This window comes from Occallatibacter riparius (assembly GCF_025264625.1).
In the GTDB taxonomy this organism is placed as follows: Bacteria; Acidobacteriota; Terriglobia; order Terriglobales; family Acidobacteriaceae; genus Telmatobacter; species Telmatobacter riparius.
Genome location: NZ_CP093313.1, coordinates 262071 through 282704, shown reverse-complemented (window position 1 = coordinate 282704; position 20634 = coordinate 262071). Strand labels below are relative to the sequence as shown.

At 61.3% G+C, this 20634-nt stretch carries 13 protein-coding genes; 6 read left to right on the top strand and 7 right to left on the bottom strand.

Features of this window, described 5'->3' with window-relative positions:
- Nucleotides 1–169: 169 nt before the first annotated feature.
- The gene (locus tag MOP44_RS01030) at nucleotides 170–943 is read right to left on the bottom strand and encodes an SDR family NAD(P)-dependent oxidoreductase (RefSeq protein WP_260794038.1); all 774 of its coding nucleotides are present in this window, start codon (nucleotides 941–943) and stop codon (nucleotides 170–172) included.
- Between the two features lie 364 nt (nucleotides 944–1307).
- Between MOP44_RS01030 and MOP44_RS01025 the strand changes: the two genes are divergently transcribed.
- The gene (locus MOP44_RS01025; RefSeq protein ID WP_260794037.1) at nucleotides 1308–1694 is read left to right on the top strand and encodes a hypothetical protein; all 387 of its coding nucleotides are present in this window, start codon (nucleotides 1308–1310) and stop codon (nucleotides 1692–1694) included.
- A gap of 403 nt (nucleotides 1695–2097) precedes the next feature.
- The gene (locus MOP44_RS01020; RefSeq protein ID WP_260794036.1) at nucleotides 2098–6789 is read left to right on the top strand and encodes a 2-oxoacid:acceptor oxidoreductase family protein; all 4692 of its coding nucleotides are present in this window, start codon (nucleotides 2098–2100) and stop codon (nucleotides 6787–6789) included.
- 71 nt (nucleotides 6790–6860) lie between these two features.
- On the opposite strand, the gene MOP44_RS01015 is transcribed toward MOP44_RS01020, so the two are convergent.
- The 3 genes from MOP44_RS01015 to MOP44_RS01005 all read right to left on the bottom strand — a co-directional run bounded on the left by MOP44_RS01015 (nucleotide 6861) and on the right by MOP44_RS01005 (nucleotide 9288).
- Complete coding sequence (locus tag MOP44_RS01015) at nucleotides 6861–7019, bottom strand: hypothetical protein (protein WP_260794035.1); 159 nt, start codon at nucleotides 7017–7019, stop codon at nucleotides 6861–6863.
- A 268-nt stretch (nucleotides 7020–7287) separates the two neighbouring features.
- Nucleotides 7288–7890, bottom strand: coding sequence for a hypothetical protein (locus MOP44_RS01010; protein ID WP_260794034.1), 603 nt, complete (start codon nucleotides 7888–7890; stop codon nucleotides 7288–7290).
- 237 nt (nucleotides 7891–8127) lie between these two features.
- Nucleotides 8128–9288, bottom strand: coding sequence for a hypothetical protein (locus MOP44_RS01005; RefSeq protein WP_260794033.1), 1161 nt, complete (start codon nucleotides 9286–9288; stop codon nucleotides 8128–8130).
- Between the two features lie 235 nt (nucleotides 9289–9523).
- On the opposite strand from MOP44_RS01005, the gene MOP44_RS01000 reads away from it, so the two are divergent.
- The gene (locus MOP44_RS01000) at nucleotides 9524–12403 is read left to right on the top strand and encodes a putative Ig domain-containing protein (protein WP_260794032.1); all 2880 of its coding nucleotides are present in this window, start codon (nucleotides 9524–9526) and stop codon (nucleotides 12401–12403) included.
- Between the two features lie 144 nt (nucleotides 12404–12547).
- Here the strand turns inward: MOP44_RS01000 and MOP44_RS00995 are convergent, their stop codons facing one another.
- From MOP44_RS00995 to MOP44_RS00985, 3 genes are all read right to left on the bottom strand, one after another.
- The gene (locus MOP44_RS00995; protein ID WP_260794031.1) at nucleotides 12548–13018 is read right to left on the bottom strand and encodes a hypothetical protein; all 471 of its coding nucleotides are present in this window, start codon (nucleotides 13016–13018) and stop codon (nucleotides 12548–12550) included.
- A gap of 209 nt (nucleotides 13019–13227) precedes the next feature.
- On the bottom strand, nucleotides 13228–14040 hold the full coding sequence (locus tag MOP44_RS00990; RefSeq protein ID WP_260794030.1) for an FRG domain-containing protein: 813 nt from the start codon (nucleotides 14038–14040) through the stop codon (nucleotides 13228–13230).
- Between the two features lie 148 nt (nucleotides 14041–14188).
- A complete protein-coding gene (locus MOP44_RS00985; RefSeq protein ID WP_260794029.1) occupies nucleotides 14189–15169 on the bottom strand; it encodes a hypothetical protein in 981 nt (326 codons plus the stop codon).
- Between the two features lie 462 nt (nucleotides 15170–15631).
- Here MOP44_RS00985 and MOP44_RS00980 point away from each other — a divergent pair, with 462 nt between their 5' ends.
- The 3 genes from MOP44_RS00980 (at nucleotide 15632) to MOP44_RS00970 (ending at nucleotide 20626) form a co-directional block, all read left to right on the top strand.
- Complete coding sequence (locus MOP44_RS00980; RefSeq protein WP_260794028.1) at nucleotides 15632–16033, top strand: hypothetical protein; 402 nt, start codon at nucleotides 15632–15634, stop codon at nucleotides 16031–16033.
- Between the two features lie 60 nt (nucleotides 16034–16093).
- Complete coding sequence (locus tag MOP44_RS00975) at nucleotides 16094–18580, top strand: endonuclease MutS2 (RefSeq protein ID WP_260794027.1); 2487 nt, start codon at nucleotides 16094–16096, stop codon at nucleotides 18578–18580.
- A gap of 156 nt (nucleotides 18581–18736) precedes the next feature.
- Complete coding sequence (locus MOP44_RS00970; RefSeq protein WP_260794026.1) at nucleotides 18737–20626, top strand: hypothetical protein; 1890 nt, start codon at nucleotides 18737–18739, stop codon at nucleotides 20624–20626.
- Nucleotides 20627–20634 lie beyond the last annotated feature (8 nt).

Here is a 20634-nt window from a genome sequence, read left to right as displayed (position 1 = left end):
TGTGCCCGGACGGGGGCTAAAGCCCCGGAGGGTCTTTATAGGTGTTTTGCGGCACGACTAAAGTCGTGCCCGTTCACAAAACTCTGCTCCGACAAACCAACTCAGAATCCGCGCCAAACCCGAAGCCAGCACCCGCACCCACAGGCTGACAGGGCTGACGGCTGCCGCGCTACACCCAGCCACCGTCGATCACATAGCTCTGATTGGTGATCGCACTGGAATCGTCGCTCGCCAGGAATAGCACCAGCCGCGCCACATCCTCTGGCTCGATCTGCCGCTTCAGCGCCTGGTTCGACAGAATCTCTTCCGAATACTCCGGCGTATACACCAGCCGCTTCTGCTTCTCGGTGGCAATTGCGCCCGGCAGGACCGCGTTCACGCGAATGCCTTCGGGCCCGAGTTCGTGCGCCAGCGTGCGGGTGAGTCCGACGATCGCCGCCTTGGCCGCGATGTACACCGGCAGCCCCGTGGTGGGGATGATCCACGAGATGGAACTCATATTGATGATCGAACCGCGCCCGGCCTTCTTCATTGCCGGCAGCACGCTCTGAATCATGAAGAACTGAGGCCGCAGATTGATCGCAATCCCCCGGTCGAAGAACTCCGGCGTCACTTCTTCGGTGGCATGGCGCTGATCGTTGGCCGCGTTGTTCACCAGCACGTCGACGGTGCCGGTCGCGGCCAGTACGCGCTCCACGCTTTCGCGCAGCGCAGCCACATCGGTCAGGTCGCAGTGCAGGTAGAGCGGGGCGGTGCATCCCGCAACCGAGAGCTCATTGCGCAGCGCTACTGCCGGTTCATCCTGCACATCGAAGAACGCCACCCGCGCGCCCTGGTGTGCAAATGCCCGCACCAGAGCCGACCCGATTCCGGTTGCTCCGCCCGTAATCAGCACCACGCGATCTTTCAGGCTCGGATACCGCGCCCACTGCGTCTCGCTCATTCGTTCCGCGTCTCCTCTTGAATCGCACCCAGCATACATGCCGCACGTAGCGTTGCACGCGCGCGCTTTGCGATAAGCGTAGAATGGGTGTTGGAGTCTTCATCCGAGGCAGCAACGGCACTGCTCTAACCCCTCCCTGAATTCTCCGGGGTCTCCGATCGTCGCCGGATAGAGGAGCTGCGCGAGTCCGTTCGCGCCGAATCCCGGCAACCTCCCCGGAATATGCCGTGCCAGCCCGCTGTGGGACTCGGAATCCTCGTTTGCCTCCCTCATAGGAATCCGCGCTCTTCAGAGCGGCTGCCTTCCTCCGGCCCCGCACAGCAACCGCGGCTTCGGAGCATCCGGGCCCGATCGGAGACTCCCCATGAAAGACCAGCTCGCCTATGAGCTGGCGCGGGCAAGCGACCGCACCAGCGAATCCATCGTCCCTCGCTCTGATCCTGCTGCATTTCTCGCGGAGGCCTGCCTCCCTGGTAATGCCGCGAATCCTCCGCCAACCGTCAGACCCGTGCCGGAGTTTGGAGCATTCGGATTGGAACTCACGCAGGACGCCTCTGTCCACGAAGCCATGGAGGCCGTCATGCGTGACCTGCGGCGTTCTACCCAAGAACATATTGGACGGGCTGTGCACCTGATTCTTGATATTCAGGACATGCTGCGTACTTCCATGGAAACGATTCACACCTCGCAGCAACTCATCCAGAACAGCGATCGCGTCATTGCCCGGGCGCGCACGCTCGGAAGCGAATAGAGCCGACGCCCTCTCTATCTGCTTCCACCATCGCTGCGGGCCGTTAGTTGATTATGTTTTATATTGCGGTACTGAGTCTCATTCTCCGGGCGCATACTACTTTCATAGGCTTGTATGCGGGAGTTCCCCTCTTCCCCGACGCTTCGGCCACCTCCTCCCCCAACCCGCTCCAAACGCGGGGAGGAAATTCAGCCGCGCCAACCTTTGGCGGCGCCGCCGGAGTCGAACTCTCAATATATAGAGCCCGGGTGAGACACTGCTGCTAATACCTATAGATTCGACGGCCCGAGAAATGTCCAATTCGGACGAGCGTCCGTTGCGGACTGCAGGAGTCCAAAACTAGAATGGACTTCCACCGTCGCGGCCCAGTTCTGCCAGCTTGAACGCAAAAGGGGAATTACCAATGACGAAAGCTCGCTATCCCGGGATCCGGGTCACTGCAAACGGAAACCAGCTCGTCTCCTACTACACCGAGACCCGCATTGCCGATGCCGGCGTTTTCTATCCCATCACGCCCTCTACGGAAGGCGGCGAGCTCTTCCAGCAGGCCTATGCGGAAGGTCACCTTAACGTCTTTGGCGGCAACACCATAGCCATTGAGACGGAAGGCGAGCACGCGGCCCAAGGCGGCGCCATTGCGCACTCCGTGACCGGCAAGCGCGTGGTGAACTTCACCTCCGGACAGGGCATCGTCTACGGCGTCGAACAGTATTACCACGCCCCCGGCAAGGGTTCGACGATGGTGCTCGAAGTGGGTGCCCGCGCCCTGACCAAGCACGCCCTGAACGTACACTGCGGCCACGACGACATCTACGGCGCGCTCGACACCGGCTGGATCATGCTGATGGGCAAAGACGCGCAGCAGACGGCCGACCAGTCGCTCATCCTCCGTCGTGTGACCGAGCTGAGCCTCACGCCGGGCATGAACATCATGGACGGCTTCCTCACCTCGCACCTCGAGCGCACCTTCTATAAGCACGAGTCCGAGCTGATCCGCGAGTACCTGGGCGCGCCCGATGACATCATCGACTGCCCCACGGAAGCCCAGCGCACCCTCTTTGGCCCAACGCGCCGCCGCGTTCCCAAGATGATCGACCTCACCAGCCCTGTCCTGCTCGGCCCGGTCCAGAACCAGGAGCACTACATGCAGGGCGTGGTGGCGCGCAGGAATAACTTCTCTGAGCCGATTCTCGGATTCCTCGAGGCCGCCTATAAGGACTTCGGCGACCTGACCGGCCGCTACTACGGCCTGGTGACGAAGTACAAGACCGACGATGCCGAGACCGTGTTCGTCTCGCTCGGCTCGGCTGCCGAAAACATCGAGGCCGCGGTCGACTACCTGCGCCAGACGCGCAATGCCTCGGTCGGCTCCATTCACATCAATGTCATCCGTCCGTTCCCCGAGGCCGCCGTGATCGAAGCGCTGCGCGGTAAGAAGAACGTCATCATCCTGGAGCGCACGGACGAGTCGCTCTCGCCCGACAACCCGCTCGGCAAGGACATCCGCACTGCGCTCTCGAAGGCCGTGCAGGACACGCCCGGATTGCCGAAGATTTCGCTTCAGGAAGTGCCGCACATCATCGGCGGCACCTATGGCCTGGGTTCGCGCGACTTCCGCCCCGAGCACATCATCGGCGCATACGAGTTTGCCGTCGAGGGTCGCCACCGCAAGGATGGCCACTCCGCACAGGACGGACACAACTTCATCGTTCTCGGCATCGATCACCCTTATGCCGTGGTCGCCGACGAGATGCCCTCGCTGCTGCCCAAGGGCGCAGTCGCGGTGCGCTTCCACTCCATCGGCGGATGGGGCGCCATCACCACCGGCAAGAACCTCGGCGCCATCATCGGCGATCTGAACGACCTGCTCTACGAGCGCGACAAGGTCGAAGACGAGTACGGCAATCCCAAGGAAATCATCCACGTCAGCGCCAACCCCAAGTACGGCTCTGAGAAGAAGGGCGCGCCGACCAGCTACTTCATGGTTGCCGCTCCTGAGCGCATCCGCGTGAACTGCGACCTGCGCCACGTGACTACGGTTCTGTGCTGCGATCCCAAGGCCTTCACCCACACCAACCCGCTCGACGGAATCCAGCCTGGCGGCGCGTTGATCTGGGAGTCCGACGCCGAGGGCGAGCGCGCCTGGGAGAATCTCCCCAAGTGGGCCCGCAAGCAGATCATCGAGAAGAAGATTCGCGTGTTCACGCTGCCCGGCTTCGACATCGCCCGCAAGGCGACGAACCGCGCCGACCTCCAGCTCCGCATGCAGGGCAATGCCTTCCTCGGCGCATTCTTCTCGGTCAGCCCCCTCCTTGAGGAATACGGCATCACCCCCGAGCAGTATCGCGACGTGGTTTACAAGCAGTACGTGAAGAAGTTCGGCAAGCAGGGCGAAGCTGTCGTCAAGTCCAACATGGAAGTGATGGAGCAAGGCTTCGAGCGCGTGAAGGAGATCAACATCGGCGAAATCGAAGCGCGCGATCACTCTTCGCTGCGCGGCGATGCGCTGCTGCCCATCTTCGAACCCGTCCCGGCCTTCGCTGAAGCAGGCGCAGGATGCACCGTTGGCGGTTGCCGCTCCACGCCGGCTCCCGAGGGCCAGGCTGCTCGCCCGCCCATTCAGACCATTGCCGCCTTCGACGCCGAGTTCCGCGCCGGGCTTGGCTACGACCAGCCTGCTACGCCGCTCTCGGCCATGGGCGTCATTGCCGCAGCCACTGGCGATACGGCGTCCAAGTACGTTGCGCGCCGCGAGACACCGCTTTACATCCCTGAAAACTGCACACAGTGCATGGAGTGCATCTCGGTATGTCCTGACACGGCGCTGCCCAACACTTCGCAGGACCTGCGCACGCTGCTGTCGACCGCTGTTACTCGCTATATCTCCAGCGCTGATGATCGCCGCAAGATGCTGGACGCGCTGCCGGAGATCGAAAAGCAGACCCGCGCCCGCATGCTTGCCGAAATCAAGCAGGGCACGCCGCTGCCCACCATCATAAAGGAAGTGACCGAGTCGCTTGACGGCTTCAGCGCCGAATCGAAGACGCAGTTCTTCAACATCATTGCGAAGGTGCCGATGGCCTATCAGAAGGTCAACGCCATCTTCTCCTCGCCTGAGCGCAAGGCTCCTGGCTCCGGCGGCATCTTCTCCATCTTTGTCAGCGACCTCTGCAAGGGCTGCGCGGCCTGCGTCACCGCTTGCGGCGACCACCAGGCCCTGCGCATGGTGCAGGAGACCGAAGAAGTCAATGCCGAGCACGAGACCGGCACGGCCTTCCTCAACCTGCTCTCCGATACCTCGCAGAAGTACCTTGGCCTCTACAACAACGCAAATCCGGCCGACTCCAAGACCGCCACGCTGCGCAATATGCTCATGGTTCGCAGCAACTACGACGCTCTGGTATCGGGTGACGGTGCCTGCGCCGGTTGCGGCGAGAAGAGCGTGCTGCGTTCGATCGCTGCGGTCACTGAGGCCTACATGCGTCCCGTCTACCACGCGAAGTCGGATCGCTTTGTAGCCAAGGCTGGCGAGCTCGAGAAGACCGGCGTCGCGAAGCTGGAAGCGCTTAAAGCCTCGAACCCCGAACACTACGCAGCCCTTCGCCTGGCCGTCTCGCACCTGATCCTGGGCCTGGGCGGCGAAGACACCACCGACACCAAGGGCCGCATCGCGGCGCACGAAGCCAAGAACGGCGCTATCACTGACGCGCAGCTGGTCGAAGCTCTCGCCGCGGTTCTGCTCACTGAAGCCTTCAATCACAAGAGCCTGCAGCCCGTCGACGGCCGCCTCGCCAACGGCATGTCTGTTATGGCCATGGCCGCGCACACCGGCTGCAACACGGTCTATGGTTCCACCTCGCCCAACAACCCACACCCCTATCCGTGGATGAACTCGCTCTTCCAGGACGGCATCACGGTGGGCTGGCTCATGGGTGAGAGCTTCATCGTCGACCATGCGCGCCGCTCTGTTATCCCTGAGCGCCTCACCGACCACATCCTGGCCGGCAATGGCATCAGCGAGCGCGAGTACTACGACTTCACGCACTTCACTGATGCGCTGATGACCGACGACGAGATCGTCGAACTGCCCAAGGTCTGGGTGGTCGGCGGCGACGGCGGCATGGGTGACATCGGCTACCAGAACATGTCGAAGGTCATCCTGCAGAACCGGCCGAACGTGAAGGCTCTGATGCTCGACACGCAGGTGTACTCGAACACCGGCGGTCAGAACTCCGACTCAACCCCCATGCTCGGCGGCAACGACATGAACGTCTACGGACCCGCGACGCAGGGCAAGAACACTGAGAAGAAGACGGTCGCAGAGACCTTCCTCGCTGGACACGGCTCGCCGTTCATCGCTCAGGTTTCGATGGCGAATGCGCCGAAGCTCTACCGTGCAATTCTCGACGGCCTCGAGTATCGCGGCACCATGTTCCTGCAGGCATTCACCACCTGCCAGCCGGAGCACGGCGTGGCGGACGACATGGCGCTCCACCAGGCGCAGCGCGTTCGCGATTCGCGCGGCGTGCCGGAGTTCGTCTTCGATCCGCGCAAGGGCGAGACCTACGGCGAGGCGCTCGACATCACCGGCAACCCGTCTAAGGAACTCGACTGGTACGAGACCAAGGACAAGGTTACTGGCGAAACCCGCCGCTACACGGTCGCGCACTGGTGCACCACGGAAGCCCGATTCCGCAACCACCTGCGCAAGATCAAGGCGGAGCAGGCCGAGAAGCTTATCCCGCTCGACAACATGCTGGTGCGCATCACGCAACAGGATTGTGTCTACCGCCGCTATCTCGACCCGCAGCACCGCGCCTTCATTCCTGACTTCGGCGTTTACATTACGCTCGAAAGCGACGGCAAGAAGGAATACCGCGCGCTGAGCCGCCAGCTGGTCATGTTCTGCGTCGAGCGCCGCAAGTCCTGGCGCATGCTGCAGTCCAAGGCCGGCATCAAGAATCGCGAGTACGAAGCGCAGAAGGCAATCCTGGCGGATGTGGACGCCGGCAAGATCTCGAAGGAAGAGTTCTTCGCCAACGCCCACGAGATGCTGCAGGAGAAGCTGGGGAATTTGGTGCCTGCGAAGGCGTAAGCGTCACACAACATAAACGACAAACGGCGGATCACTCGATCCGCCGTTTCGTCTATATGGCCAACACAGCTTTAATCGTGGCCAGTCTTCTTCGTCTCTCCGTAGCGCAAAACCCAGCGACAGGTCAGAATGAAAGCCGCGATCGCGCAGATCGTGGCGGCGGGGAACCCGAGAGATATCCCGGACCAAGCGGCAGCTTCATCGCTCTTGAACACCAACGGGCCCGCCATAATTGCTCCGATGAATGCTGCTACGGCTCCGAATATGGCCGCTATCATGCCGAATAATGTGGCGAAGAGAATCTCTCCGACGGTGTGTTTCCTGCTCGGACCCATCAATTGGCAATTCTCCCATGAGTACTGGCGTCATTTCTCGACAGAAGTTCGCATATTTTCTCCACAGAACGGCGGAGGTGAATGGCTCGCGTCCTTTGTTCCTGTCCGCCTCTCGTACGTGGCTATCCTCCGCCCTTCCTTCACTCGCAACGACCACCACACGTCAGTGATGCTTTGCGGCCTCAATAAACTGGGTGTAGTCCTTGGCGATGGCTCGTTGCGCGGTCTTGAGGTCCATAGCTCCCGCCTTCACCTGGCCCGCAAGGTATCTTTCGACCTCGTCCTTTTGTTTGAAATAGCGCTCTTTCAGAACTACGCCGCTGGGACCGCATTGCGCCCAGATGTTATCCATCGAGTCGCCGCCTCCTAGCTCCAGAGGCACCAGATGGTCGAGTTCGCAAGTCTGAGTAGCGCCCTTGTTGTGGGATGGAGCCAGCAAGGCATACCATGCATAGGCCGCACCTTTGGCGTCCTCGGATTCGACTTTATTGCGAATGCAGCCGGTCGCAAAATTCGAGGACTTCAGCACATCCAACGTTACGGTTGGATTGATCGCGCCTGGTGTGCAACCGGGGTCGGGCATCGGGAATCCGTTTTTCTGATGAACCTTGCACGACCCATCGGTAGGTGCCTTGTGAGGTCCCATGGCGCGATGGTTTTTTGCTGCAAAACCCTGGACTTTGCAGCTTACGGTCTTCTTTGACTGGGCAGTTCCAAATGGATGGGTCAGAACCGCTGCGGCAACCAATATCAACAATCGCTTCATAGTCTGCCTCTCCTCTCGAAGAATCGAACGCAGCTCCGGGAAGATTGATGAATGATGCCGGTCAACTGGGTGAGCTTGTTATCTCAGGAGATTAGATTGGTTAGCGCAGCATTTCAAGGCTAACGATGCTGGAAACCGGCTACCCCGGGCCTCCGCGTTCGGAGGCTTTGGAACATCCGGCCAAGCCCCTGATCTCAATTAGCCTTGCCGCATACAACAAAACCGACGCAATCCGCGTCACCGCATCTCCGGCGCCTCAAACCACGACGGCGCCGGGCCGGCTACCTTCTCCACCTCGGGCACAACTTCGCGATCGAGATGCGCCGTAAACGCGGCCATGTTCTCCACCAGCTTTTCCCAGCGCTCCGCATCTCCAACGTCGCACTGGCGCGCGTGCAGCTCAGCCGACGCAGGCATCGGCAGCCGAAGCTGGAAGTCCGGCATATACACGTGGAAGTGCCCCGTCAGGCTGCGGCTCCACGTGCCAACATCCAGATTCACCTCCACAACGTGATTCCCGGCGGTGCGCCGGCGCAGCGTGAAGATCCCTGATCCACCTTTGCACGCATAGCCCATCGGCTTGAAGTGCTTTTCGAGCGCCGGCTTCAGCGGACTCTGCGCGTGCTCCGCGCGGGCCGACTCGATCACATGCGGCATCCGCGCGCCGGCAATCAGTTCGGGCATTCGCTCCCGCAGGCGTGCTGCCAGCGCGACCAGCTCCGGCGGCGCCTCCGCCTTGCCTTTGACGACGACCTTTTCGCCTTCCTCGCTCTCCGTAATCGGAAACTGCGCGGCCGTTCGCGGCTTACCCAGCGTTGTCAGAAACGCGCCCAGCGCGCCGCCGGGCAACGGCGCATTGCGGCTGCCCTCCGGCACATCCACAACATAGGCCGCGCCCAAATGACGATCGCGTCCGTTCACCCACCACGAATCGCTGGCCCGCATGCCGGTGTTGAAGTGCCCGTGCAGCAGAGCGTCAGCCGTGGATGTTCCCGCCATCACCCGGGCAGGCGCCTTGCCGAAGTGATCTGTGTAGAAGCGCACGTCCGCTACGCGAAACGGCAGCGATCGCGGCAGCCCGTCAGCCAGTTCCGCAAGCTGCGGGAACTCCAGCGTGGTCGCATCTCCGATGATTGCGGGCGGCCCGGTCCTTTCAGGAAGCTTCTCCTTGAGTCGTGGCGCAACAGGTTCCGTGGTCACCAGCGGCGCGAGATGCGGAAACTTCTTCACTGCGCGCGCCACGGAAGACACCATGCCGGGCACCAGGTGATCGGCAAATGTGAACCGGTAGAGCACCGGCACTCCGCCCTGGCTCAGCCCTTCGTAAATGCGGCGCAGCATCGCGCCGAACGGCTCCTTGCGCGTCGCCCTGTACTCCTGCCGCATGTAGAGTTTCATTGCCGCCGATTCTAGAGAGAGGACCGGCATGAGGCAAGCGCGTTTTCCGCCGCTAGAATACTTCTTTTGGTCCCACAGCTGCTCTGAATATGCCGTTCAGTGAGCGTGCTAACATCGTCGGTGGTCTCTCCTGCATTGGCATTTAGAGGGTTTCGCAGTCCGGTTGGCCGCTTCCCCCTGTTTGCGAGCCGCCTTAGCGCATATAAATGGGCCCTTAGAGACCCGGAGGGAAGATATGGTTTCGAAAGGCTGTTTTCGATCGCCGGCGCGGCAGTTTTTCGACCAGGCGTCCTTTATTTCCCCCGGGGCGTTGGCCACGGCCGGATTTGCGCTGCTCGCGCTGTTGGTTATCATTGCCGGATGCGGAGGCGGAAGCTCTACGGCTCCGCCACCCCCTCCTTCGGCACCTTCGAACCTGGTTTACCCGCATACCGCGATCTCCGCCACCGTCGGCGCGGCCATCACACCCGACACCCCCACGGTCACCGGAACCGTCAGCAGCTATTCCGTTTCGCCCACATTGCCTGCCGGCCTCGCCATCAGCGCCTCTACCGGCGCCATCTCGGGAACCCCGACGGCAACCAGCGCCCAAACTACCTACACAGTCACGGCGAGCAACTCCAGCGGCTCTACTACGGCTTCCATCTCCATCGCGGTGCTCATCCCTGCGCCTTCGAATCTTGTTTATCCGCAGACCGCGATCTCCGGCACCGTCGGCACGGCCATCACACCCGATACCCCCACGGTCACCGGAACTGTCAGCAGCTATTCCATTTCGCCCACATTGCCTGCCGGCCTCGCCATCAGCGCCTCTACGGGCGCCATCTCGGGAACCCCGACGGCAGCCAGCCCGAAGACCAGCTACACCGTCACCGCCTCCAACTCCACCGGCTCCGCCACCGCCACTCTCTCTATAACGGTGCTCATCCCGGCTCCGTCCAAACTGGTCTATTCGCAAACAGACATCACGGCCTTCGTAGGCGCCGCCATCACGCCCGACACCCCCACGGTCACCGGAACTGCCAGCAGTTATTCAATCAGCCCCGCTTTGCCTGCCGGACTTACCATCAACTCGTCCTCCGGCGTCATCTCCGGAACTCCCACGGTGCTCAGTTCAAAAGCCAGCTACACAGTCACCGCCTCCAACTCCACCGGTTCCACCACCGCCACCCTTTCCATCGTCGTCGGCAGCCCCGCGCATTCCATTCTCACTGCCGGACATCAGGGAGGCGTTACTGCTATTCACGTCACCACCGATCGCGTTCTCACCGACGACGGAGCGATGTGGATTCTTTGGAACTACGGAACAGGGGAGGTGGTTGCAGCAGGTCAGCGTCAATTCGACCCAGGACCAGGCATGTTCGTATTCCAGAGCGACATGGCCGGCGAGGTTGCAGTGGTCCAGACATCGGACAAACCGATGAACGGCGTGCTCAGTGTCTATTCGGCCAGCACCGGGCAGCTAATAGCCAGCATTAACATCGGGGGCGCGACTTGGGTCAAACTGGCCACAGACGGAAGTTATATCTGCAGTGGCTCAACTACAGGGCTCACGGTTTGGTCAAGCACGGGATCGGAGGAATTCACACTCCCGGGAAATTACACGTTGGCCAACGTTTCGGCCATGCCGGGTCGGCTTCAAGTCGCCCTCGGCCCGGCCGGCCAGAACGTCATCGAGACCGATTCCGTCCCCAGCGGCGCTTCCACCGTCAGCGCGCCCTTCAACGGGACCTTCACCTCGTGGTTCCTCGATGGCCAGAGGTTCCTCACGAATCTCGGCGCCACTGTGTGGGTCTACAGCAATGCCGTTGTCCAGCAGAGTCTCATGAACCTTCCGTCGCCATACGATCCACTCACCCAGCAACTCATCGGCCAGGGAAACTGGATCTCAATAACAAACGGCGTGTCCACCACGGTAACGGGTCTCTCGGTCTACGCCATCGGTAATGCTACGCCGGTCGCCACTTACTCCTTCGGTTACTCCAGCATTATTCCGATGGGATCCTATCTGGCCGCACTGGAGTACGGACCTCCCGAGATGAAATTGATTGACCTCTCCGGTGCAAGTCCTTCCGCGACGGACTACACATTGCCGGATCAGATGCTATATTTGACATCGTTTGGAGCCAATCCCAACGGTCAGTGGATCGTCGCAGGCGGGTGGGGCCTCCTCCTTGACGGCGCTTCCATCGCCACCACGCCCAGGTATTTTGGCTATGGTCAGATCACCAGCATCGCTGGATCCTCCAGCCATATCGCCGTTGCCACCTCGATTGGAAAGATCCTGCTCTTCAATTCCGCCGGCGATACGCAGCAGGGGGCAATCGACTTTTGGAGCGGTAATGTTCAACTCTCCTCTGACGGCAGCGTTCTGGCCGCAAGCGCCTTTGCTTTCGGGAACCAGTATTACACTGACCGAACCCTGAACCTTTACTCCCTCCCATCGCAATCGATCATTCAGACCTTCCCTTACACGTTCAATTCCAACAATACCCCGTTCCTGGTGGGATACAGTCTCTCCGGATCCGGCCAGACCCTCGGACAAGTGTTGGGGCCGATTACGCCCTCACGCCAGGTCACGCCATCCAGCGGCTCTCCGATCATCTGGTCCGATACCGGCACACAAGGCCCGATTGTGCTTTCGCCTGATGGACCGAACTTTGCAGCCGCTAGCGGCTCCTACCCGGGGATTGTCACCTCGGACTATACCGCCGCACCGAGTGCCACCCTCTGGAGCAACGATACTCTGCAAGGGGCGATTCCAGCTTTCCCTGAAGGATGGATCGACGACACACACCTTCTGGCTGCAAACTACATGCCAACTGGCAACTCATACTTCACCTACACCGGAAGCAGCATCTACGATCCCGCAGGTAACGTGCTGTCCGTCATCCCTGGCGGCACCTCGTTTCCTCCAATGCGTAATCCATACTTCACCTCGAACGGTCTGGTCTACGACGCGGGAACCAACGCCATATATTCCCTTGCAACAGGAGCCAAAGTCTGGACCGCGCCACCTGTGAATGGCCCAGACTTTACCACTGCTGTTGGCGCGGTCGCCGGATCCAACGTCGTCTATGTGAAGGGGTATCAGGTCTTCGTCGCGCCCTACTGAGGTTCCTTGCGCCGGGCGCCCCAGGTCTCCCACCGTTGGAGACCCGGGCCTTCGAAGCCAACTCATTCATCATCTTTTCTCGCAAACAGCGATTCGCCCGAGTTCGGCCCTTTGTTCACTGATCCGCGTTGCTTGTTCCCTGCCTTATTCCCCGAACCACCGCAGGCTCATCCCAATCGGAAGGCCGATCAGCACCATGTGCACCAGGATTCCCTGAATCAGGGTGCGCAGCGTATACGGCCCTACGTAGTGGAACGCGCACAGCGGCATTACCACCAGGTACATGACCAGGAACACCGCGATGCCGAAGAACATGCCGCACACCACAAAGTGCTCTTTGAGGAACGTCAGCCTGCGGCTCGCCATGCAGTAGACAGTCGCCGCGCCGAACGCCACAACGAAATGCAGCACCAACCCCAGCACCCACACCCACGCACTGGTGCTTTTGATGGCCCATGTCCCTACCAGGCCCGCTGCCACCACGCGCGGAACTTGCAGTCCCATCGTCACAAATGCGCTGATCTGATCGAACGTCCCGGCAATCAGCCCGCCAATCAGAATCGGCGCCAGCAATCCGCTCCTGTGCATCGGCACAGCCATCGTGGTCGCACTCATAAAGCCTCTTTGAAATCGGTATTAGGCCGGATGCCGCCACAGGGCAGCAGGGAAGAGCGGCCTCAGAGACCCGAGTGTACCCGCACTTGGCGCACTCCGCCGCGTCAAGTGATTCAGCGCGGTCTTATCTCGTGTGGAGCGGCTCATCTCCCGACTGAGTCGGCAGCTCAGCGCGAAGTGTGCGCTTGAACCGCTTCCGGCGTCATTCGTCAGCATCCCTCCACCGGAGTCGGTGGCCACGTGCCGATGTGATAGCGAGTCAACTCAGTCGCCAGACCGTGGAGATCGGGATAGATCGTGGTATCCGAAATACCTGCGGTCAGCAGGTCGGCTCGCATTTGCGGAAGACACTCTTTCGGGAGTTTGATCTTCACCATGCGCGCGTCGTCTTCCTTCGAGAGACTCTCCAGAGCATCGCCCTCAGAGCCGAAAACAGTGAAGTGACTTCTCTGTACCGCAAGCCGCCGCGCGAGAAACGGCGGGTCGATGGCTACCGGCAAGGTGCGTTTGATCTCGGTATCGCGCAAGTCGTTGATGTTGGTGTAGGGCGACGCGAGATACTCATGCGATCCGCGGAAGTTCTTCAGCAGAATGGAGTCAGATCCGAGCACGCGCTTGTTCAGCCACCACGGATCCAGCATCCACACAACCGCATCTTCGCAGTCCTTCGGGTATAACTCATCCGAGTTAAGCGCGAAGAACAGAGCAACCAGCGCTGAATCTGTCCAGTCCAGGAGCCTTGTCGGCGCACCATAATGCTGCATCAGGAAGAGCCAGCCCCAGTCATCTTTCGGCACGGGCTCTAACGAGTACTGCGAAGCGCGCCGCTCGAACTCCGATCGGATCTCATCCTCTACGGCAAGCAGGTCGAGCCGGAAGATCTTCGGCTCCAGACGCCAGCTCGCCTTCGCTTGTCCGCGAAACCATGGATCGAAGTAATTCGGTCCTTCAATCCAGTTATCCCGGATCTCACATGCCTTTCTAACCAGCTCCGCAACAGACCGCGCCCGGTGCTCTTCCATAATCAGTGCCTCTCAAGCAGCGACAGGATAGTTGCCCGAAACGATATCACGAAGTTCACCGCGTTGCAGGATTGCTTGCACAACGAAAAAAGCCGGCCCCCACAAGGGAGAGCCGGCTGTTAAAGGCAGAGAAGGTGAAGCCGTCTTTTTACTTTTGCACCACTACATCCTGCGAGAGTTTGAAATGCACGACCGTTTCGGCAGGAATCACCAGGTCGCGATTGCCTGTAAGCCCTGCGGCTGCGGTTCCGGCGCCTGCGCCCGCCAGGCCGCCCCACAGCAGGCCCGCTCCGCCGGTCGCCACGCCGCCAATCAACATGCCCAGCCCTGTGCCGCCGCCGATCATCGCAGCGCTCCGCTTGCCCTTGCCCTTTTTGCTCTGGGCAAAGTCACGCGTCTCAATCGCCATTTCATGTCCGTCCAAGTTCATCGAGGTCAGCCGCAGTTCCAGCACTGACGCGCCTTTGAAATGTCCGCGCTTGTGCGCTGCATCTACCACGCCGTTCACCCGCGTGAGCTTGGGAACGATGATATTGCCGTATCCATCCGCCACCGGATTCACCACCTCGCCCGTGAACCGATCGCCCGGACGCGCAGTTTTCACGCTGATGGCCTGATCCATCCGGATCGCCAACGAAGTCCCGGCTGGAATCGTCACCGGTGCGGGTGCTGCCTGCTGCTGCGTGGGCTGCCCCGCGTACTGAGCCTGCTGCCCGGCAGGCTGACCGGCAGCCTGTCCCGCTGAGGGCTTCTGCTGCTGTGACTGGTCGATGTCGTCGGCCAGTTGCTGCGCCGGATCCGACTGATACGCCACAGGCGATACCTTCGGAGCCATGGGTGCGGGCTTCGGCTGCCCAGCTGGTGCGGGCGCCATTGTTGTTGTAATGGTTGGCTGGGTCTGTCCCTGCGCCGCCGGTTGTATCACGGTGGTTGTGGTGGTGCCGTCCTTATCGACTGAAACCACCTGCTGTGGCTGGCCGCTTGCAGCAGCCTGCTTCTTTGCTTCGTCGAGAGCCTTTTCCTGCTGCGAACGGCAGCCTGTCAGAGCTGATCCAACCGAGAGCGCCAAAACCACCAAAGCCAGAACGGGCGCACCGCCCCAGCGCAACATCGAACCTGCGTGCTTCATATTTTCGTGCCTCGTCATTTAGGTGAATCGAAAGATGCTTACGCTAAATTGGATGCACTTCGATGACCGAACTGGCCAAAAGGGCTGCTTTGCGGTGCAAATCAGGAGCTACTCTGCTCTGGCAGCTCCTCGATTTGCGCGTAAGCCGCTGATTTTAGGACGATAGCCACGCACCCGCCAGCAGGTCGCCGGGAGAGGCCGACGCCCGCATTTCGGCTTGGCGGCGGTCGCGTGCCCAGCTCTTCCAGAGGTAAATTTGCCTAGCATCGCGCAAATACTACCGTCCTCGCTCGCTCGTCCCCGACCGCTGATTGCCGCCCAGCTCCCTAACGAAAATCGCGCTTGCCCAGTCCTAATAGGCGTACCGCTAGATTTCCTCGCTACCTTGAGCACACCGGCATGAGTCCTAAATCTGGTCTTCCCCTGACCCGAGCTATCCTCTCGCGATCCGCTATCTGGATTGTGTCCTTCGCCTCAGGGCTCACCGTGTTTGGCCTGGCCATTTTCTTTCAGTGGCTCATCTATGACGATTGGCTCCACGACAGCGGACCGGTCCGCATCGTCGGCAGCTTTCTGGCGGGCGCGATCACGTGCGCTGTGGCGTTCCGCTGGCAGATCTCCATCCGCCGACGCCGCCTGGAGATTGTCCACCGCTTCGAGACGATCCGCTGGATGAACGACCGCATCCGCAACTCGCTTCAGGCCATTGAGTGCGTGACCTACCATGCCAACCCTGAAGCCACGGATTCAGTACGTTCCGCCGTAGATGCGATTGAAGACGTCCTGCAGGAGGTCCTGAGCGCGAGCCATCTCTCCGCGCCGCCGCGATTGGAATCCCGCCGCGAATCCGTGACCATGCGCTGATCTAAGACGGCTGATCCCTGATCCCTGCCTGTCTCGTGTCACCATAAAAGAGAAGCAGTCATGCCGTTGCTCGATCCCATCCCGTCTCCTGTCGCCCACGCCGATCGCCACGCCCTCGAGTGGGAGCCTCTGCTCGCGCTGGTCTCCACCTTCGCATCATCGCCCGTGGGCCGTGTCGCCATCGTCGACCTGCAGCCTTCGACGGATGAAGGTTGGATCACCCGCCAGCACCAGCTCACCGGCGAGGTCCGGCTCCTGCTTGAGGAGCAGGTCTCAATCCCGCTCGGCGGCCTCTTCGATCCCACGCAGCTCGCCGCCAAGGCCCAGATTCCCGAGGCGGCCCTGGAAGCTGCCGAGTTGCAATCCATCGCGCGCATCGCTCACGACATCGCCGCGTGGCAGTCGCTTCTGCGCGAGCCATCGGCGCGACTGGCCGGCAAGCTTCCCGGGCTCTCCGAGCTTTCTGCGACATTGACGATCTCGCTTCGTCCACTAGCCGAATCCATCGAGCGTAAGATCCTCCCCGACGGCTCGCTGGCCGACGACGCATCGCCCGAGCTGCACCGCATTCGCCGCGAACAGGAGCGCCAGCAGCGCGTCATTGAGGAGAGCCTTCGCTCGGCGCTCCGCCGCCTCTCCGGCGAAGGAGCCACGCAGGATGAATTGATCACCATTCGTGGCGATCGCTTCGTCATTCCCGTTCGCAGCGAACTCAAGCGCCGCGTCTCCGGTGTTGTCCACGGCGCCAGTTCATCGGGCCAAACCGTCTACGTGGAGCCGCTCGAAACCATCGAACAGAACAACGAACTCGTCCGCCTTCTTGAAGAGGAGCAGGCCGAAATCCACCGCATCTTCGTCGCGCTTACGCGCCAGGTCGGCGGATATGCAACGGCTCTGGTCGACGGCGCGCGCGTCCTCGCACTAGTCGATAGCCTTCAGGCTCGCGCGCGCTTTGCGCGGAACTACGACTGCGCTGCCCCGACGATCAGCGCTGATCGCCTTCACATTGAGGGCGCACGGCATCCGCTACTTGAAAAGCGCCTCCGAGCCCAGGGCGCGAAGCAGAACACCGCCGTCGTGCCGCTCACGCTCGAGCTCACACGCGAGCATCGCCAGCTCATCATCAGCGGACCCAACACTGGTGGCAAAACCGTCACCCTCAAAACCGTTGCTCTGCTCAGCATGATGGCGCAGGCGGGCATCCCCGTGCCCGCAGGCGCGGCAAGTTTCCCCATCTTCGACGCCTTCCTAGCCGACATCGGCGACGCTCAATCCATCGAAGAGGCGCTGTCGACCTTCTCCGCGCACATCACCAACCTCGACCGCCTCGCGCGCCTCGCTGACCAGAACTCACTCGTTCTGCTCGACGAACTCGGCTCCGCCACCGACCCGGAAGAAGGCTCCGCTCTCGCTGTCGCGGTCGCTCAGTTCTTCCTCGACGCCGGCGCGTGGTCGCTCATCTCCACGCATCACACCTCCCTCAAGGTTTACGGAGCCAACACTGCGGGCGTGCTCAATGCCGCCGCGGGCGTCGACGAAGTCACGCTGGTTCCGAATTACCAGCTTCGTCTCGGCGTGCCCGGTGCATCCGCCGGCATCGCAACCGCAGAGCGCCTCGGCCTGAACGCGAAGATCATCGCCGGTGCGCGGCAGCGTCTCGGCTCGCAGCAAGTCGACATCGCGCGCTTTCTCGACCGCCTACACTCGGAACTGGCAGAACTCGACGAGTCCAAGAAAAAAACGAGAGCCGAGCAGTACCTGCTCAATCAGCAGCGCGCACGGCTCGACCGCGAAGGCGACGTCGAAATCCGCAACCGCGTTCGCGATCTCGAGAAGAAACTCGACTCGCTCATGAAAGAGTTCGAGTTCCAGATGCGCGAAAACGTCAAGGCCATTGAAGACCGCGCCGCGCAGCAGAAGCTCTCGAAAGAAGCGGAACGTCGCATCATCCGCATGCGCCGCGAGTTCCAGGAGAGCTTCAACCAAACCGTTGTTGCCCACCGCACCGGCGCCGATCAAGGCGACGCCAACGCCCAGCCCCACATCGTTCGCCACATCTCCGCCGGCGACCAGGTCCGCCTCAAGTCGATGGGCGGCAAAATCGCTGCCATTCAGCGCGAAGTCGAGAAGGATGTCTTCGAAGTCGCGCTTGGCCCCATCAAGATGCGCGTCAAACGCGACGATATAGCAGAAGTTGTCAAGTCAGCGCAGCCGCAAACAGCCGAGCGCGCTGATCCGCTCGCCGCCGCACGCCGCACCAAGGGCGTGCACGTCTCCGTCATCCCGGCCAATTCCGACGACATGCGCATGGAGATCAACCTCATCGGTCGCACCGTCGACGAAGCCACCGATGAATTGGAGAAGTATCTCGACCGCGCATTCCTTGCTGGCCTTCCGCGCGTCCGCGTCATTCACGGACACGGCGCCGGCATCCTGCGCCGAGGCGTCCGAGACTTCCTGAAATCCCATCCGCACGTCGCCACCATCGCCGAAGCCCCGCAGAATGAAGGCGGCCAGGGAGCGACGGTCGTGGAACTCCGGCAGTAGCCTTCTATCTTCAGCAATGGCACAATGTCTGTATCCCCAGGGATCGCGGGCATAATGAGAGCAGTTTCAAAACTACGATCGGCTACAGCCGGCCTGATAGCGTTGTTCCTCAGTACGGCGTTTGCACAAGCGCCTGCCACACCCGGCCATAGGCCCGTGCAGGCTGAGTTCCTGAAGCAGGCCCATGTCCGTAATTTGACCGTCGGCGCAACCATCCTTGCCAGGGTCACGGCCGACTGGACCGGACCCGGCTGCGTCCTGCATCAGGGCGCCATCCTCGAAGGAACGGTCGAGGCCCTCGAGCGCAAGGGCCACGACGGCTCCACTCTCGCCATCTCGTTCAACGGAGCGCAGTGCGGCGGCAAAGAAATCGGCTCATTTCCGTTGGCCCTCGTCGCATTGGCTTCGCCGCCGCCTGACTTCGCCTCGGTTCCCGAGATCCAGATCCAGGTGCCTGCTGCTGTGGTCGCCCATCAGGTCAGGATAGGAGAGCTGCACACCGGTAACGTGGACCTTGCGGGCGTCATCCATCACTTTCCCTCCAAAGCCAACGTCCGTCCTGGCGATGTCTACGGTCTTCGACTCAAACTCGAAGTGGGCAAAGGGCCAAAGCAAAGCTCGGTAGTCTCCTCCGCGCGCGGCGATGTGTCTCTGCCCGAATTCACACAAATGTTGCTGATGCCCGCATCGGAGGCCTTTGTCACCGTACCGGCAACAGCAGATTCCGCTGCTCTCCCGCATCCCCGTTCCGAGCCTGGAGCCAGCACCTCCCTCATCACAGCAAACATCAAGCAGCCGGCCCCGCCAGCTCCCGCACCTGATCCGATCCCGGAAGACACGCTGCGCACATGCGCGCCCCCTGGATGCAGCGTCGATTTGCCTGACGAAGCTGCCAATCTTAAGGGCCTTACTGCCGCTTCCATCTCGCTTGACCCGGTGGGGTATATCCCGCGCACCCGGAAATCCATGAAGGAGCTCGACGACGATCAGGCGCTGGCGTGGCTCGGCGGCGATCAGCTCCTGTTCACGTTCAACTCCCGCGGACTCGTGCGGCGCGGCCCTGATCGCATCGGCGGCCGCAAGATCCGCGCGGTCCTTATGGACGTCTCCAGCCGCGCCGTGCTGCGCGTTGTCGACTGGGAGATTCGCGATCGGCAGCGCTACATCTGGCAGCTCGATCCTGCACACATCCTCGTTCACGTCGGCGACGAACTGCGTGTCTATGGTGCGGGCCTTAAAGCTGAACGCACGCTTGCCCTCGCTGGCCCGCTCGCGTTTCTTCGTCCCTCTCCCAATGGAGAGCTGATCGCGCTCGCCACGATTCGCGAGCGCCATTCGCCCGAACTCCACGCCAAGCTGCGCGACGATTTGGCCCAGGAACCCGAAGAAGACATCGACATCGCTGTCGTCGACCAGGACTTCAACGTCATTGCCAGGACCCGCACCGTGACCGGCCTTATGCCGCCAACACTTCTTAATGAAGGCCAGGTGCGCATCCTCGCGCATTCGAGCACCGGCTATCGCTTGGCGCTGAATACGTGGGAAGATAAGTCCGCCACACTGGCACGCTTCGAATCGATGTGCACGCCGCGGCTTTCGAGCCTCGCGCCCGACCTGCTCTTCCTCACCTCTTGCACCAACAGGACCGGAGGCATGGAGTACCGCGTTCTGCGTCCTGACGGCAAGCTGATGCTGCGCGGAACCGTGCCTCCGCTTCAACTCGGAATTGAAGTAGCCGGCAACGGTCACAGGTTCGCGCTCAAGTCTGTGAAGACTGCGCGCGATCTCGATGCCTTCGAGTTCGACAGCTCCGATCTCGAATCCGAAGAAGTCCGCGTCTATCGCGCGGAGGACGGCAAGCGGCTGCTCTCCGTCATCGTCACTGAGCCCGTCACCAGCCGCACCAGCTATGCGCTCTCATCCAACGGATCGCAGCTCGCCGTGCTGTCCGGCTCTCAAATCAAGCTCTTCGACGTACCCACTGACTCTCCGCGCAATGTAGACGGGGGCGCTGTTTCCAACAACACTGGAAAGATCGGCCCGTAACTAGATTT

Excerpts from the sequence above, each read along its gene's own strand:
- MOP44_RS01025 (WP_260794037.1), top strand. The coding sequence starts at position 1,308 with ATGAAAGACCAGCTCGCCTATGAGCTGGCGCGGGCAAGCGACCGCACC.
- MOP44_RS01005 (WP_260794033.1), bottom strand. The coding sequence starts at position 9,288 with ATGAAACTCTACATGCGGCAGGAGTACAGGGCGACGCGCAAGGAGCCG.
- MOP44_RS01015 (WP_260794035.1), bottom strand. The coding sequence starts at position 7,019 with ATGGCGGGCCCGTTGGTGTTCAAGAGCGATGAAGCTGCCGCTTGGTCC.
- MOP44_RS01000 (WP_260794032.1), top strand. The coding sequence starts at position 9,524 with ATGGTTTCGAAAGGCTGTTTTCGATCGCCGGCGCGGCAGTTTTTCGAC.
- MOP44_RS01010 (WP_260794034.1), bottom strand. The coding sequence starts at position 7,890 with ATGAAGCGATTGTTGATATTGGTTGCCGCAGCGGTTCTGACCCATCCA.
- MOP44_RS01030 (WP_260794038.1), bottom strand. The coding sequence starts at position 943 with ATGAGCGAGACGCAGTGGGCGCGGTATCCGAGCCTGAAAGATCGCGTG.
- MOP44_RS00975 (WP_260794027.1), top strand. The coding sequence starts at position 16,094 with ATGCCGTTGCTCGATCCCATCCCGTCTCCTGTCGCCCACGCCGATCGC.
- MOP44_RS00995 (WP_260794031.1), bottom strand. The coding sequence starts at position 13,018 with ATGAGTGCGACCACGATGGCTGTGCCGATGCACAGGAGCGGATTGCTG.
- MOP44_RS01020 (WP_260794036.1), top strand. The coding sequence starts at position 2,098 with ATGACGAAAGCTCGCTATCCCGGGATCCGGGTCACTGCAAACGGAAAC.
- MOP44_RS00985 (WP_260794029.1), bottom strand. The coding sequence starts at position 15,169 with ATGAAGCACGCAGGTTCGATGTTGCGCTGGGGCGGTGCGCCCGTTCTG.
- MOP44_RS00990 (WP_260794030.1), bottom strand. The coding sequence starts at position 14,040 with ATGGAAGAGCACCGGGCGCGGTCTGTTGCGGAGCTGGTTAGAAAGGCA.